Below are 14,465 nucleotides of genomic sequence, written 5' to 3'. Positions count from 1 at the left end.
TTCATTTAGTAGCGCAAAATTTGAGGACTCTTTATTTCCTTATTCGGTATAGCGGAGGCGGCTGTCAATTCGACATAATTTTCTTGTGATACTTTACCGTACATGAGCATTAGCGCCGGGATTGTCGTTTCCATATCCTTCCAGAAGGTTTACGACACCCCACACGCCAAGACCTGCGCCGATTGCGACTACAAGAGTTTTTAAAGTTGTAATTGCACTGCTAAAAAATGCCATATACATTCACCAAAACTGACTTCTTTCAGGTGTTTACGGGAATGAAAAAACACCGACTAAAAAGCCGGCGCACCTAATGTCAGTTATTCCTTTCCTCATTATTTTTCGTTCATTCCCATGGTTACTCCGACAGCTCCACCTGAATTACCTCCACCTCTTCTTCGGGTTTCGGTGTGTACTGCGGATTTAACTCTTTTTCTACTTTGTATCGGTTTTTCTCATTTTCATCTGCAAGAAACCGATAATTTTTGTGTTTCGTGATATCATATTTGTCTGAGAAAAATGGTCTGGCACCACGAATCTGCAGGATACATTTTCCTCCATCCATAACTGCAATCTCATCTTCTGTCATCAGCTGTTTGCCTGTTTTCTGGTAATTCAATCCAAAAGACTTCTGATTGCTCCTCGTTTCCGAAGTGTTATACAGATCAATGGTTTCCTTACCCAGAAGCTCGCTCATTTCCTTTAAGGTAGTTTTCTCTTTGCCACCAAGGAAAAGTGTAGTATCACAGTTGCCCAGAATGATATCTGCACTATCCTTGTACATTGCCTTTAACTGGCTCTGTGACTGCAAAATAATAGAAGCAGAGATTTCCCTGCTTCGGATGGTTGCGATTAGCTTGTCAAACTGTGGAATCTGCCCGATGTTGGCAAACTCATCGGCGATGACACGCACATGAACCGGCAGTCTTCCACCATACTCATCATCTGCCTTGTCGCAAAGCAGATTGAAAAGCTGTGACTGTAACATGGCAATCACAAAGTTAAAGGTTGTATCTGTATCGGACATAATCAAAAACAAGGCTGTCTTCCTGTCCCCGATCTTATCCAGTTCCATTTCATCATAAGACATAATCTCACGGAGTTCTGCTATATCAAATGGTGCCAGCCTCGCACCACAGGAAATAAGAATACTTTTGGCTGTTTTTCCAGTGACGTTTTGTCAAGGACTTTTTAATCAAGTTTACAAAGAAGTCACATTTTGCGGACTTCCTCACGGAGCAGACGCTTGATTTTGTCCTCCATCGTTTCTTTTGCGGTCTGGCTGAAATGCACACGGACAATATAGGTTGTCTTGCCGATCTGCTTTCTGACAGTCGGGCAAGTGGTGCTGTTGGTTGCGGTATTGTTCATTCAAAATCCTCCTGTAAATGAAAAATGCCCGGTGACTGTTCATCATCGGGCGGTGTCAGTATGAGGGAACAAGGCAAGGCGGCAACATTAAGGTATCAATAAAACCCTTGCCGTCTTTGCCACGCTTGCCGTGTTCCTGTTGTCAGTCTCGGAGATAGCAAACCCATGCTGTGCCGTCTTTCTCGGTCACAAGTCTCTCCCCGATACGGCTCTTTGCCGTTCTCATGGTGCGTGAGGAAATCCCACGCTCATTGACTGCCTTTTCCAGCACTGCGCTCGGCATACGCTTTCCATCTGCAAGCAGTTCCAGAATGAGCATTTGCGCCTGTGCGGTCTTGCTTTCGGTCTTGGCGGTGTCTGTCCCGGCAAGAAGCTCGTCAGCGGTAATGTCATAAGCTCCTATCCATTCAAAGCCTTTCTCGTCTCCCAGAGAAAAGGCAAGGGACTGTCCGGGCGGCGCAAGGGAGCTTTTCTCATGGATAAGCACCCTTGTTGTGGGACTGTCTTTCAGCTTGCCGATAAACAGCAGACTGCGGACTGCCGCCGTAATGTCGATAGACCCCAATCCCCGGTAGGTGCTTTGCGTTCCTGCGGCTTTGTTCAGGTGTCCGATCAGCACGATAGCGCACCCGGTAGCCTGTGCAATGTCTCCCAGACTGCGGAATATTGGGCGCACCTCGTTTGCTCTGTTCATGTCCACATCTGCGCCCAGAAACGCCTGTACCGGGTCAATGATAACCAGCCTTGCGTTGTTCTCACGGATTGCCCTTGCTATGCGCTCATCGGCAAGGGTCAGCGGCGTGTCTCTATCGTCAATGACAAGCACTCTTTCAAGGTCTGCGTTTGCTTCCATCAGCCGGGGCTTAACGGTATCGCCCAGACCGTCCTCGGCGGTCTGATAGATGATATTGAAAGGCTCAAGGGTCTCCATACCGGGCAAGGGCTTTCGATTGGTGCAAGCCGCCGCAAGACGCATGGCAAAGTAGGTCTTGCCCTCGCCGGGGTTGCCCTGTATGATCGTCAGCTTTCCAAAGGGGATATACGGAAACCATAGCCAATCCACGCTCGTCAGCTCCACATCTGCCATACGGAGCATGGGGACAGGCTGGGCGGTGGGCAGCTCTCGCAGCGTGATTGTCTCGGCTATGAATTTGCGGCTGGGAATGTCCCCTTGCTGACGGAGAACATCGTTCCAGTCTTTCCTTGCCGGGACAAGGCGAATGACGGCGATCTCGCCGGGAATGTCCTGTGCCAGCCGGGTGCAGGCTTCACTTCCTGCGGTGTCGCTGTCAAGGCAGAGGAACACTTTTCGGGTGTCCTTGCGTTCAGAAAGAAAACGGTCAAGGGCTTTGCCTGAAACGCCGCCCAGGGCAAGGTAGCTCCTTGTCTGCCAGTCCTGCGGATAAAGGCAGATAAAGGACAAAAGGTCAATCGGTGCTTCAAAGACAAAGAGCTGGTTGTCGTTTCCCTCATAGTGGAACGGATAGGATTTGTCAGACCCGGCAATGTCCTGTCTGAATGAGTCTGCCGTTCCTCGCACATGGGCGTATCTCGGCGTACCGCTTCGGTCTCTGCCGACAAACACAACATTGTGCCGCTTTGCGTCCTCGTAAATATCCCCGGAAAGAAGAAAAGCCTCAACAAGCGTTTTGTTGAGACCTCGGCTTTCTGTGAGATATTGGATTGCTCTGTCGGCTGTCCTGTTGTGCAAGGGCAAGTGAAACGCTGTGGGCGGTGTTGTGCTGGCTTCGGTCTGCCCCTCGCCGCTTTCGCCGGTCAGGAGCTGGACGGCTTCGGGGAAGGACTTTCCGTAAAACTCCATGACAAAATCAATGGGATAGCCGCCCTTGCTCTGGCTGTGGCGAAACCACTTGTTTCCCCGGACGGTCAAGCTGTCATGTTCTTTCCAGCGGTATTCCCGTCCGCTTTTGATTAGTGTCTCTCCCTGTGTACGGAGAAAATCTTCCAGACTGACGGCATTCGCCCGGTCAATCTGTGCTTGGGTGTAATTCATAGGGATAGTTCCTCCTTTTTCTGTCGTGTTTGGGGTCGATTTTGGAGCATTTCTTCCTCTGTACGCTCGTTAAATCGGGCGGCAGTATCTACGCATGACTTGACCTTCCAAAGACGGTGCAAATCGTCTCTGACGGTCTTAAACTCGCCGTAGGTGGTTTCATGCGCCTGTTCCAGAGCGTCATACTCTGCGGACAGCTTTTTCATATCCACCTTACCGTCCGGGAACTCTCCGGTCAGCTTTCGTCTGGCGGCGTAGAACTGTTTCAGTTCCGCTTCATGCTCTGCCTTGTACTTGGCTCTGGGCTTCTCAAACTTGATTTTCTGCAAGCCGTCATAGACAGGCTTCAAGCTCTGGAAAGCAGCGGAGCTGTCATAGAGCTGCTTAATTGCTTTCATTCGGGCAGTCTGTTCGTCCAGCGTTTTCTTCAAGCTCTCTGTGGCAGCACTGTGTTCGCTGACACGGCTTTCCAAATCTTCAAGGGAGTAAATGCCGTTTGCCCGGAGATAATTGAAAGTCTCGTTCATCTCCTTTAGGTTGCTGACCTTGCCTTTCTGCGAATATGCCCCGGCTCTGCGCTGGGTGTAATAGGCGTTCAGCAGAGAAACAAGGTCGGGTGCCTGCGGCTTGGCAAGCTCCGCTTTTGCTTCGGCAATCCAATCAAACAGGAGAGTGATTTTCTTCTTGATGTCACGGATAACGGCATTGGTGGCTTTGATCCAGCGGTTGAACTCTCCCTTCTCGGTGCGTATGCCTTTCTTCTCCATTGCCCGGACAGTTGCGCCCTCATGGACGGTGGGAAGAAGCTCCACGCCCTGACGCTCATAGCTTCGGTGGTCGATACGAACGTCAAGCCCCTTTTCCGCAAACTTGGCGTTGCATAGTTCCGCCCATGTCTGCCGCCAGTATTCCAGCGTTTCGGGACTGCCCCAGTCGGTAGTGGGAACGGCGTTGAACACAAAGTTCCCGTCTGCGTCCCGGATACGGTTGCCGTCCTCGTCCAGCTCATATACCCGGCGTTGCTTTAACCCCCATTTGCCGTTCGGCTCAATGGGACGGATAGGGCAAAGAACATGGAAGTGCGGGTTTGGTATGCCGCCGTCCTCCCGGTCTGGCTGGTGTACGGCGAAGTCAACCACCATGCCCCGGCTCACAAAGTTCTCCAACAAAAATTGCCTTGCAAGAGCGATGTTTTCCTCAAGGGAAAATTCATTCTGCAAGGCAATGTCAAAGCTGTATGCAAGCTGGGCGTTCTTTCCACGCTCGGCTTTTTCCACGGCGTTCCATAGGGTTTGACGATCTGCGTATTCTGGCGGGGCATGGGACGGCAGGAGAATGTCGGAGCAGATCACGCCGCCCTTGCGGGTGTAGTCGCTGTATTCGCCGTAATACTCGCTATACAATCGCTCCCCGGCTCGGTAGGCGGCAGAAGCAATAGCGGACTGTCCTGCGCTTCGCTTAGTCTGCGTGACGCTCAGATGAAATAGTGCCATCGGCTTTCAACTCCTTTTCTCTGTTTGCTTGGCTGATGTGGGTAATCGCCATGTGACGGACGGCTCGCTGGACTTCGGACAGGGAAAAGATGTGTTCCATCAGCTCTGTCATTTCGGTGCGTGTGAGATCTTTGACCTCCGGGGCAAGGCTCTCAATCGTTCCGCCCAGATTGCAAAGGCGGTGGGTGCGCTTGGTGCGTTCGCCTTTCTCCAGATACTTCTTTCGGTTCTCCAGACGCTCCAGCTTGTGCTGTTCCTGTGCAAGCTGCGTCTCGGCTCGTTCCTTTTCGGTTCGGAGCTGTTCAAGGGTTTTCGGTTTTGTCATGGTGATTGACCTCCTTTTTTGATTTTGGGGATAAAAAAAGACCGTCAACTTTTCGCATAGTGCGACCAGTCAACGGTCAGTTTTTCGGTATTCGTTATGTTCTAAAATCAGTTCTTTGAAAGATGGCGTTTTTCAATCTCTAATGTTATGAGGGTAGCAGTCATTAGATAGAGGACGGCTATGACACATTCCAAAGCAAGCGAATTGATAGGGCGAGGATAAAAATGTACTAACGCCATTGCCAACAGTCTAATCGGGAAATATGTGCCTAACCATGCAGAGACTTTATAAAACCGCTTGCGGAATTGTATTGTTCTCTCATTCTGCTCATTTGCCTTTTTTTGATATGCGTATTCAAAGCCTCCAACCATAGCAATAAAAGGAATAAAACTCAGGACACCAAAGAAAATGTTTTGCAGGATAACAACAGACATGAATTGAATTATCAACACCATCACTTCAAGAGTGAGCAAAAAAATCATGATCTGGTGGACGCCGTCCGTTTTGACTTCCTTAACTTTCGGCAGGTCATTGTCGCTTTGGTATTCATCATTTAGCAAGTAGTCTGTTGTAACCTGAAACAGCCTACTGAGTTGAAGAATGTTTGTTGCATCTGGCATAGCCGTTCCCATTTCCCAACGGGAAATGGCTTGCCTTGATACGCCCAGCTTATCAGCTAACTCTTCCTGTGACATTCCATTGGACTTTCTCAACCTAACAATCTTATCTGATAATTTCATAATGAAATCCTCCTTTGATTTGGTGATTTCATTATAGCAATGAACGCTTTCAGCCACCACCACTTCAAGTTTACATTTCCGCAACATAACTTTACGCTGTGTTTTTACTTGCTGGCGGCGAACAGCATTTTATGCTGTTTGCAGACGGCAAGTCCACAAGGGATAGCCGCATAAGCGGCGCAAGGGGGTGTAGCCACCTTGACGGAACGAAGTGACGAAACATGCTCGGTCGAGCAGTTTTCTTCTGCTGACCGGGAATGAAGCTCCGCAGGACGCACTACTCTCGACAGAGAGTATAGAAGTGCGCCCTTTAGTTCCTAAAGGGATTTTTCGCTTCGCTCCTTTATTACCATAATATTCAAATCCTTTGCGTTGATTAGCGTTTCCTGTTTGCATTTCGGACAGTACAAAGGGTAGTTGATTAAGATGGTATCTATTCGTATTCTGTCACGGGTTTTGTTTCCGCAGACCGGGCATAGCACCCAAACGCTGTTTTCCATTAGGTAATCAATCCAAATCTTGAATATTCATTTTGTCCAACTGCTTATTGCGGCGTTGCTTACCTCGACAGCCAAAATAAATAGCCAGAAAAATAATAGTCGGGATGTTACCTAACAGCCAAATCAAAAGCATTTGAAAAATGAAACCAACGGTTACACCCTCGGACGGTACTGCTGTGCTTAATGGATACAGAAGTCCCCAGAGAAATGCAATGATCGGCAATACAAGCCCCGGCCATTTGCTTTCTCGCTTGGATAAATAAATCTGCAAAAAAATCACTCCAACAAGTAGAGCTAATGTAAAAATCAGAACAATAGCAGTTCTTTCCATTTATTGATTTCCTCCCTTAATCTTTTTGTACTCACTAATCAGAACCTTTGCAGTATCAAAATCCAGTTTGTCATTGATAGCAAGTCGTTTGATTAGTGCGATATACGGCTCACTCTCCGTATCGTCGCTTATCTTGATTTTCTGAATGAGTTTGTCAAGTCTTAATCTGACGGTGGGATAAGTCACTTCATACTGTCTTGCCATTTCTTTTAGTGACCCAGACGCAAGAAGAAACCTTTTAATGAATGATACATCTTCATCATCAAGATTGACAATCCATTCTGGAATTACTTGAAGTGCCATACTCTCGCCCTCCTTTAATATTATTCATTATACTCTTTAACTTTATTAAAGTCAATACAACGCGGAAACTTTAACAAAAAATTCAAAATGTTTATATAGCAAGAACGCCCGAACATTTTTCGTCCGGGCGTTCTCGGTATCAATCATAAATCAGCTCAAACTTCACAATCGCTTCTGCCTGTGCCTTGCAAGCGTTCATCTGCCGCACCCATTCCATTTGGTTGTCGGCTTTCAGTTGCTCGGTCACGCCGTTTCGCTTCGCCAGCTCCGGCACGATCAGCTCCATGCGGTTTCGTGCCGCTTCGTCAATCTCGGCGCAATGCTCAAAGAGCTTGTCGGATAGCACCAGCTCATTGAACAGTATCGGGCGGTGCATTTCCAGATATGCCTTGCGAAGTCTGCCGTAGTGTCCGATGGGCTTGGTCTTGCGGATAACGATGTTCGGAATAAGATAATCTCCATTCTGTCTGTAAGTGATGTTCATGCAATCTGCGCTCCTTTCTGCGGCTCTCTCTGTGGTAAACTGCTGACCGGGACAAACACGCCCTTTGCAATATCCTCCGCACGAATAGCGGCTTTCTTTGCTTCGATTTCCGCCTTTTTTCTCTCCTTGATTTTGTCCTCGTATCGCTTCTGCGCTCCGCTGGCTTTGCGCTTCAAGTAGTTCTGATGAAGTCTGTCCTTGCGTTCCTCACGCTTGCGGATTTCCTCTAATTCCTCCGGGGTAAGTTCCACTTCTCCAAACGCCGGGGGAACGAAACGCCCTACGAAATTGAAGTAAATCTCAACCTCCTGTGTGGTCTGCGTACTGCCCTTTCGGTCACGCTCATGCACAAGGATTTTCTCGATAAACTCATTGAGCATGGCAATCGTCAGCTTGTCGAAGTTCTCATACTTGTCAATCAGAGCGATAAAACGGTCAGCGTCCTTTTCGTGCTTCTCATAGCTCTTGACAGCCTTTTCCAGAACAGAGATTTCAGCGGTAAGCTCGGACTGTTCCTTTTCGTATTGAGCGTCCAGAGTGGCGTATCTGCTGTCGGACAGCTTGCCTAAAATGTTGTCCTCATAGATTTTACAGAGCAGGACTTCCAGCTCGGAAACTCTCTGCTTTGCGGTGGCAAGGCGTGTCCGCTGTTTCTTGACCTCTGCCGTCTGCTGGCTGGACTGCGCTTCCTGTACCACTCGAACAAACTCGGCTCGGTCATGCTTTGCATACTCGGCAATGGCTTTGAGCATTTCGGAGACAAGGGACAGTACCACATCTTCATTGATACGGTGCTGTGTCTTGCAGAGCGTTCCGCAAGGGACTTTGGTGTACTGTGAGCAGGTATATTGAGAAATGCGCTTGCCGTTGTTGGTGCGGTGGACATACATCTTGCCGCCGCAATCGGCACAATAGAGCAAGCCTGTGAGGGGTGCTGTCTCGCCCCAACCGTCCGGGTAGCGTCTGACCTTGCTGCGGATTTTCTGCACAAGGTCATAGGTCTGCTGGTCGATGATAGGCTCATGGGTATTCTCGAAAATCGTCCACTCGTCCTCCGGGACATAATGGCTTTTCTTGTCCTTGAAATGCTTTCGGGTCTTGAAGTTGATGGTGTGTCCCAGATACTCACGCTTTTCCAGAATGTTGCAGATGGTGGAAGAGCCCCAGCCGTACACATCTTTGAAAGTCTTGTTTTTGTTCACGCCCTCGCCATGCTGTGCAAGGTAAGCGGACGGAATGAGGACCTTTTCCTCTTTCAGCTTGTTGGCGATCTGATACGGACCGTAGCCCTCAATCGTCATGGCAAAGATACGCTTCACAACCTCGGCGGCTTCGGGGTCAACTAACCATTGGTCTCGCTTCTCATTCCAGAGGTAGCCGTAAATGACTAAGCCTGTGAGGTGCTTGCCTGTCTTGCCTTTGGATTGGAAAGTGGAACGGATTTTACGGCTGGTGTCTCTGGCGTAATACTCGTTCATGATGTTTCGGAAAGGGGTAAAATCATCGTCCCCTCTGGCACTATCCACGCCGTCATTGATGGCGATAAGGCGCACACCACGCTGACGCAGAATTTCCATAATCTGACCGACTTTCAGATAGTCACGCCCCAGACGGCTCATGTCCTTGATACAGAGGTATTCCACATTTCCGGCTTCAACCTCTTTCATCATAGCCAAAAATCCGGGACGATCAAAACAAGTTCCGCTGATACCATCGTCCGTGAAATGGGTCGGGTTAGGAAAGTCATGCTGGGCGGCGTAGTCCTCCAACAATTTCTTTTGGTTGGAGATGGAATTGCTCTCGCCCTGTAAATCATCGTCACGGCTCAAACGCTCGTAAAGAGCTGTGATTTTCTCATTTCTTCTCATTGCTTGCACTCCTTTCGTGATTGTTGAGGTTATATGTTTTAAGAGACTTCTCAATCGACTGATTAAGAAGTCTTTTAGAGCATACAACACCAGCCGCCATTTTGTATTTTTTATACTGTCTGACCGCAAAGTGCTGCGGATCTCTTTCTTCCAGTTCCTGGAACATCATATCCACTGGATTCTGGTAAGTTTCATCCTCTTCACGGGTTTCGCTTTCATTCAAAAGATCCAGAAGGGTATTCAGATTCTTTTCCTCTTCATATCCTTCATACCAAATAAAAGCAATCAATGCCGTGTACAACAGCTTCTCTGCTTTCACCCAAAAATCTTCGGAAGCTTTTTCCCCTTCGCCTTTGGTATTAACAATGATTGTTGTAACCAGCTTCAGGATATCTTTTTCAGACCGTATATAAGCAAATGGATTGTAATGAAGCGATTTGGAAAAGTTGATAGTATTCAGAACCTTAATCACATATGGTTCGTGTACCACTTTTCCTGATTTATCTTTCATAATATTTCCATTCTTATCTTTCTTAGGTGGTCCCTTTGCTAACATCTTCCCGCACTCCTCGATCAGAGTGCCTTTCGGATCTGTAATGACCATGGAACAGTTCATCTGCATGACTGACGGCTTAACGAAAAATCGAGTTTTTCCGGAACCACTGCCGCCAATGACCACTATATTTTTATTTCTTGCATACTTTGGCTGTTTAGGTCTACTTTCCATAGTCAATGCTTCTGTTGCTGTTAATGGAATATTCATCCAGGGATCTTCCGACATATAAGGTTTAATATCCTCAGCGTTTCCCCATCTGGCTGAACCATACTCGATTCCTTTCCGGAGTTTCTTTGCATCTGACTGTTTCTGCCATACCAGTAATTTCAGAATGACAGCTGCTACAATTCCTGTCAGCATATCACACCAGTTAAAACTTGGCTGCAATCCAGTAAGAATCCTGTCTGCGTGTTCCATTGCATATAATAGTTTGTTCCCCATATCTTCTCCCGGACTGTTCCGGTAAAGAAAAAATGCCCGGTCTGCATAAAAAGCAGCCAGAGCATAAGGAATATTTGTAAGAACCAGTTTCTTTTTATCCAGGGCGGACAGCTTACCCCCGATTTTATTCTTCCACTTCTGCATCAGAGTTTTGCCGCTTTTCTTTTTCATCGACTCTGCTCCTGATGCCGGTTCTTTACTTTGTCCTTCGATTTCTTTGGCATCATTGCTCTGTAAGTTGCAAGACGCTTGTGAATAGAAGGCTTATTCGCTTTTTGAATCTGTTTCTGGGAAAACTCACGGAAAGCAGCATTGAGGGCATCCTGATCACGTCCTTTAAAAAACACCAGATACATCGGTGGATCTTTACTCTTATCTTTTTTCAAAGCATAATTGATCCCGTATTTTCTGGCATAACGTTCAAAGGACTTGATATTCTTATTTGTGATCTCGATATTGACCATCCCGGCATTTTGTTTTGCCAGCTCTTTTACCGTGACCTTTCCCTGTTTCGGCTGATTCTTCTTCGCTTTCTTCTCTACCGATTTCTGCTTCTGATGACGCAGATAAGCAGCAAGAACCTTTTTCAATAGATCTGCTGTTACTTTGGTAGTCCGAATGCAGAACGTGACCGTTTTCTGAGTTACCTCTTCCTGCATGATTTTCCCTCCTTTCAGCGATTTAACTGCTGTCCAGATCTGTAATCATGGCAACCACCTCCTTCATTCTTTACTCTTCCTCCGCACACAACGCTTTAAAAAATTCTTTTCCTTTTGGTGTAACCAATGTCTGTGAACCAAGATGTCCATTGTTAAAATAGTCTTTTACAATAAACAGATCATTGTTCTTCTCCACCGCATAGGGTAACAGCGTGCCGGATGGACTCCTATATAGAAATCCTCTATTTAAAAGAAGTTTCACAAATTTTCTTTCTGGAAATTCAATCTCTTTTGCCGTCGTTCGAATATTGGTGCATTCTCCTGTAATCATGAAATGATCATAATAATCTGCTTTTGGCTGCATATCCTTTACACGATTTTGCAATTCTCGATTTCGATTGTTTTCTGCCAAAAGTCTCTCGGCAAATTCCAAAAGAAGTTCCGGGTTATCTTTTACCCTGTCTAAAAGATCGGTCTCTAAATATCCGCCTGTTTTCCTAATAGCCGGAAGTACCTCATCAAATACCCACTTCTCAAAATTCTGTGCTGACTTTAAACGACTTTTTGTAATCAGCCGATATACATCTCCCTCTGGAATAAAAATCATTGGCTGTACCCCACCTGATGTAAGGACGCCCCGTTTCAGGGCCCCCTTGCAATGAACATTTATCGCATTTCTTGGTTTTGCATATCCCAAAGCAAATGCTACATCAATTCCAGAAAATAAAAGTCTGCCTCCATCTTCAATCATACGGATGGAACCAAACTCCGAATTGTGAAACTCTGTGATTTTATAATCCGTCTTCTCCATCCTCTTCTCCATCCTCTTCTCCTCCTGAACCGGCAAGTAACATCAAACCATTTTCAATGATTGTGCTCCTAATAAACTCTGCTACATTCACGGTTAAATAACCAAGATATTCTGCAAGGAAACTACTATATTCCTCTTCTGTCAACAATTCCTCCAGTGCTTCCAAATGAGCTGTCACTTTAGAAGTCTGCTTTCCGCCAAGCAGCTTGCCTAATATTTCTGTAAATTCCTCTGTGTCACATGACTCAAACATACATAAGATCATCTCCATTGTTGTTTCCAAAACCAAACGATCCATTTTCATTTGCGTCAGCTCTTCCATTGTTTTCATGGCAGTCATAAGCGCATCACTTGTCATATGTTCTGTATTGATTCTTCCTTCTGAATCAACCAATCCTATTGCAAATAATTCTAAAAAGTATTTTCTCATAAATCTTGTCCTCCTATCGAAATGGCATTTCTTGTTCAAGTTCTTCTGGTATATCGAATGGAATCTTCCTCTTCTCTGCTGGTTGAAATCCGTCAGATTCTTCTTTTTTTGTTTTGGCTTCTGCAAACTCTACATTATCCATAATGACTTCGGTATAATAGGATGCAGTTCCAGTCTGTTCATCTTTGATCTGAGAGATTACCAACTCTCCGGAAAGAGCAATCTTAATTCCTTTTTCAAGATATTTCTCCACAAATTCTGCATTATTTCCATAAGCTGTGATCATCACTACAAATGCTTTGCTTGTGCGATTTCTTTTTACTACCAGTGGAAACCTAGATACCTTGGTTTGTCCCTTTTGCGTAGATGTCAGCTTAGTTTCTGGATCTCTGGCAAGTCTACCCATTAAAACAATCGTATTCATTCTTTTTGTCCTCCCTTTCTTCCTGCAACACCCTTCCCTGGTATTTCAAACAGGATAATAATCTGTGCATTTTCTGCACGAAAAAATGAGGAATGGATTCGAACCATTCCCCACTTGCTACAGGATTTCTCCTGTAATATAAATAAGAAAATCTAAGTATTCACATTTGGGCTTTGTCTGTACATATACATCTGATCGTTATCATTCCAGATAACCCGGCTGTAAAAATACAGTCACAGTCTCTGTTTCAGCAGAGGTCCTGTACCCTTCGGTGGTATCATTATTGCTTCGCTCTTCCCGTAGGAGTCTTCGCCTGCACGAGCCGGATTATCTCCGGTAAGCATGTTCCTCAAGATGTATCAGCTCCTTCAATTGTCAAGGTGCAATCGGAAGAACTGTCTGAACCTCTTTTACGTTTGTGATTTTTGGAAATCAGAGGATTTTCAATTTGCCTTCCATATACTCTGTATTGGGAGCGACAAAATCGGACATGATTTTAGAAATTTTTTGAAATTATTTTTTGAAGTGTAAAAAGATATAAAAAAAAAGATGCCAGGATTTCTCCTGACACCATAGTGACTATGCCAACTTCGTGCCCACTGGGCACAAGGTTGATTGTATTATTCTTCATTTCCTAATGATATTGGTTCTTTCTTTGTTTTCTTGTTTTTAGATATCATCTTATGACCTGTGTAAATAGCCATAATCATACAAAGCAAAGAACTTGCCGCAAAATATTTATGGCTTGATTTTGAACCTTTATATCCGCTATAAAAAGTTCCTAGCATCGTTATCAATGCTCCGACAGACCAATATTCATGAGCTTTCATTCTAACATCTCCCTTTGTGTTAATTTTAATATGTACCGTTTGATGAAATATGCAAACAGGAATTTGGAACGTGCTTTATAAATTTTTTCCGATCCCCTCAAGTTCGTTCATGGAATCCTTGTTTTTTTCAAGTTCATCTCTGGCTGTTGCATAATATGATTTTTTGAAAAGCATATCCCATGAAAGATATTTTGCCATACAGTCAAACTGCTTATCAATCAGCTCATACTGGATACTGTCTACGGGAGAACCGCCTACAACAATCGTGCCAACTTTTTTATTTTTTAACTGCAATCCACGGCAGTAGCACTTATCAATGATAAGTTTCAATTGTGCTGACATTCCCCACCAATAAACTGGTGTAGCAAAAAGAATCATATCTGCGGCAGCAATTTTATCAATTGTAGGATTTGTATCATCCTTATCGACGCATCCCTTAGAGCATTGACAGACACCACATCCCTTGCATGGTGCAATGTTGAGTTTGTCAGGTTCAATGATTTCAATTTCATTCTTTTCTGATGCTCCTTTTATAAATGCATTGATTGCTGTCAGCGTGTTTCCTTTTCTGGCACTTCCATTAATGATTACAATTTTCATGCGTGTATCCTCCAACTTCCGATTTCATGATATCATTTCTAATACAGATTTTACCGTATTTTTCAGATTCAGTCCATCTTTTAATCCCAGTCGATAGAAAAATTCTTCTGTTTCTGCTCCACTGCTAAAAATTGCATTACAGTATTCCGTAATCACTTCTTCCTGTTCTTGGGATAATGCATATGGCGCGTCCCAACGGCCGGTTTTGCGGAGCAAAACGGCCGAAATGCGAAGCTGAACAGCCGTTAGGCTTTGATTGATACAGAAATCTCTAGGATAATATATTCA

General features: G+C 45.5%; 16 protein-coding genes and 2 pseudogenes. All 18 read right to left on the bottom strand.

Annotation, left to right across the window (positions count from 1 at the left end; genetic code table 11):
* Positions 1–93: 93 nt before the first annotated feature.
* The 18 genes and pseudogenes from ACTNA4_RS15200 to ACTNA4_RS15115 all read right to left on the bottom strand — a co-directional run bounded on the left by ACTNA4_RS15200 (position 94) and on the right by ACTNA4_RS15115 (position 14,177).
* The gene (locus ACTNA4_RS15200; protein WP_029732077.1) at positions 94–234 is read right to left on the bottom strand and encodes a Maff2 family mobile element protein; all 141 of its coding nucleotides are present in this window, start codon (positions 232–234) and stop codon (positions 94–96) included.
* 240 nt (positions 235–474) lie between these two features.
* A pseudogene (locus ACTNA4_RS15195) lies at positions 475–1,165 on the bottom strand (VirD4-like conjugal transfer protein, CD1115 family); the annotation flags it as partial.
* Between the two features lie 44 nt (positions 1,166–1,209).
* Positions 1,210–1,368: a transposon-encoded TnpW family protein gene (locus ACTNA4_RS15190; RefSeq protein WP_081016876.1), complete on the bottom strand. Its 159-nt coding sequence runs from the start codon at positions 1,366–1,368 to the stop codon at positions 1,210–1,212.
* Between the two features lie 142 nt (positions 1,369–1,510).
* Positions 1,511–3,382, bottom strand: coding sequence for an AAA family ATPase (locus ACTNA4_RS15185; RefSeq protein ID WP_441030895.1), 1,872 nt, complete (start codon positions 3,380–3,382; stop codon positions 1,511–1,513).
* Positions 3,379–4,875, bottom strand: a complete 1,497-nt coding sequence (mobQ, locus tag ACTNA4_RS15180) for a MobQ family relaxase (protein ID WP_441030893.1) — start codon at positions 4,873–4,875, stop codon at positions 3,379–3,381. Before mobQ ends, ACTNA4_RS15185 begins: the two co-directional genes overlap by 4 nt.
* Positions 4,841–5,200: a DUF3847 domain-containing protein gene (locus tag ACTNA4_RS15175; protein ID WP_102287169.1), complete on the bottom strand. Its 360-nt coding sequence runs from the start codon at positions 5,198–5,200 to the stop codon at positions 4,841–4,843. Before ACTNA4_RS15175 ends, mobQ begins: the two co-directional genes overlap by 35 nt.
* Before the next feature lie 107 nt (positions 5,201–5,307).
* Positions 5,308–5,940, bottom strand: coding sequence for a helix-turn-helix domain-containing protein (locus tag ACTNA4_RS15170; protein ID WP_235228032.1), 633 nt, complete (start codon positions 5,938–5,940; stop codon positions 5,308–5,310).
* A 317-nt stretch (positions 5,941–6,257) separates the two neighbouring features.
* Positions 6,258–6,440, bottom strand: coding sequence for a cysteine-rich KTR domain-containing protein (locus tag ACTNA4_RS15165; protein ID WP_441030889.1), 183 nt, complete (start codon positions 6,438–6,440; stop codon positions 6,258–6,260).
* A 7-nt stretch (positions 6,441–6,447) separates the two neighbouring features.
* Positions 6,448–6,771 (bottom strand): hypothetical protein, encoded by a 324-nt coding sequence (locus tag ACTNA4_RS15160; RefSeq protein WP_441030886.1) that lies wholly within the window; start codon positions 6,769–6,771, stop codon positions 6,448–6,450.
* Positions 6,772–7,074, bottom strand: a complete 303-nt coding sequence (locus tag ACTNA4_RS15155) for a DUF2089 family protein (RefSeq protein WP_441030884.1) — start codon at positions 7,072–7,074, stop codon at positions 6,772–6,774.
* Positions 7,075–7,213: 139 nt separating this feature from the next.
* On the bottom strand, positions 7,214–7,558 hold the full coding sequence (locus ACTNA4_RS15150) for a TnpV protein (RefSeq protein WP_441030881.1): 345 nt from the start codon (positions 7,556–7,558) through the stop codon (positions 7,214–7,216).
* Positions 7,555–10,594 (bottom strand): annotated as a pseudogene (locus ACTNA4_RS15145) (DUF4368 domain-containing protein). The gene ACTNA4_RS15150 and the pseudogene ACTNA4_RS15145 overlap by 4 nt, the downstream one beginning before the upstream one ends.
* Positions 10,591–11,082, bottom strand: coding sequence for a PcfB family protein (locus tag ACTNA4_RS15140; RefSeq protein WP_026650181.1), 492 nt, complete (start codon positions 11,080–11,082; stop codon positions 10,591–10,593). The pseudogene ACTNA4_RS15145 and the gene ACTNA4_RS15140 overlap by 4 nt, the downstream one beginning before the upstream one ends.
* Positions 11,083–11,152: 70 nt before the next feature.
* Positions 11,153–11,905 (bottom strand): phage antirepressor KilAC domain-containing protein, encoded by a 753-nt coding sequence (locus tag ACTNA4_RS15135; RefSeq protein WP_226852932.1) that lies wholly within the window; start codon positions 11,903–11,905, stop codon positions 11,153–11,155.
* On the bottom strand, positions 11,874–12,323 hold the full coding sequence (locus ACTNA4_RS15130; protein WP_026650179.1) for a hypothetical protein: 450 nt from the start codon (positions 12,321–12,323) through the stop codon (positions 11,874–11,876). The genes ACTNA4_RS15135 and ACTNA4_RS15130 overlap by 32 nt, the downstream gene beginning before the upstream one ends.
* A gap of 13 nt (positions 12,324–12,336) precedes the next feature.
* The gene (locus ACTNA4_RS15125; RefSeq protein ID WP_049946959.1) at positions 12,337–12,747 is read right to left on the bottom strand and encodes a single-stranded DNA-binding protein; all 411 of its coding nucleotides are present in this window, start codon (positions 12,745–12,747) and stop codon (positions 12,337–12,339) included.
* A 620-nt stretch (positions 12,748–13,367) separates the two neighbouring features.
* Entirely contained in the window at positions 13,368–13,577 is a 210-nt protein-coding gene (locus ACTNA4_RS15120; protein ID WP_009300563.1) for a DUF6219 family protein, read from the bottom strand.
* Between the two features lie 75 nt (positions 13,578–13,652).
* The gene (locus ACTNA4_RS15115) at positions 13,653–14,177 is read right to left on the bottom strand and encodes a flavodoxin family protein (protein WP_008119059.1); all 525 of its coding nucleotides are present in this window, start codon (positions 14,175–14,177) and stop codon (positions 13,653–13,655) included.
* Between the last annotated feature and the right edge of the window lie 288 nt (positions 14,178–14,465).

This window comes from Bariatricus sp. HCP28S3_A7, from assembly GCF_052066375.1.
GTDB lineage: Bacteria > Bacillota > Clostridia > Lachnospirales > Lachnospiraceae > Allocoprococcus.
The sequence above is the reverse complement of the archived record's forward strand: the minus strand, read 5'-3'. Positions and strand labels throughout refer to the sequence as shown.

Coding starts and splice junctions, on each gene's coding strand:
- ACTNA4_RS15200 (WP_029732077.1), bottom strand. CDS start 234: ATGGCATTTTTTAGCAGTGCAATTACAACTTTAAAAACTCTTGTAGTC.
- ACTNA4_RS15190 (WP_081016876.1), bottom strand. CDS start 1,368: ATGAACAATACCGCAACCAACAGCACCACTTGCCCGACTGTCAGAAAG.
- ACTNA4_RS15185 (WP_441030895.1), bottom strand. CDS start 3,382: ATGAATTACACCCAAGCACAGATTGACCGGGCGAATGCCGTCAGTCTG.
- mobQ (WP_441030893.1), bottom strand. CDS start 4,875: ATGGCACTATTTCATCTGAGCGTCACGCAGACTAAGCGAAGCGCAGGA.
- ACTNA4_RS15175 (WP_102287169.1), bottom strand. CDS start 5,200: ATGACAAAACCGAAAACCCTTGAACAGCTCCGAACCGAAAAGGAACGA.
- ACTNA4_RS15170 (WP_235228032.1), bottom strand. CDS start 5,940: ATGAAATTATCAGATAAGATTGTTAGGTTGAGAAAGTCCAATGGAATG.
- ACTNA4_RS15165 (WP_441030889.1), bottom strand. CDS start 6,440: ATGGAAAACAGCGTTTGGGTGCTATGCCCGGTCTGCGGAAACAAAACC.
- ACTNA4_RS15160 (WP_441030886.1), bottom strand. CDS start 6,771: ATGGAAAGAACTGCTATTGTTCTGATTTTTACATTAGCTCTACTTGTT.
- ACTNA4_RS15155 (WP_441030884.1), bottom strand. CDS start 7,074: ATGGCACTTCAAGTAATTCCAGAATGGATTGTCAATCTTGATGATGAA.
- ACTNA4_RS15150 (WP_441030881.1), bottom strand. CDS start 7,558: ATGAACATCACTTACAGACAGAATGGAGATTATCTTATTCCGAACATC.
- ACTNA4_RS15140 (WP_026650181.1), bottom strand. CDS start 11,082: ATGCAGGAAGAGGTAACTCAGAAAACGGTCACGTTCTGCATTCGGACT.
- ACTNA4_RS15135 (WP_226852932.1), bottom strand. CDS start 11,905: ATGGAGAAGAGGATGGAGAAGACGGATTATAAAATCACAGAGTTTCAC.
- ACTNA4_RS15130 (WP_026650179.1), bottom strand. CDS start 12,323: ATGAGAAAATACTTTTTAGAATTATTTGCAATAGGATTGGTTGATTCA.
- ACTNA4_RS15125 (WP_049946959.1), bottom strand. CDS start 12,747: ATGAATACGATTGTTTTAATGGGTAGACTTGCCAGAGATCCAGAAACT.
- ACTNA4_RS15120 (WP_009300563.1), bottom strand. CDS start 13,577: ATGAAAGCTCATGAATATTGGTCTGTCGGAGCATTGATAACGATGCTA.
- ACTNA4_RS15115 (WP_008119059.1), bottom strand. CDS start 14,177: ATGAAAATTGTAATCATTAATGGAAGTGCCAGAAAAGGAAACACGCTG.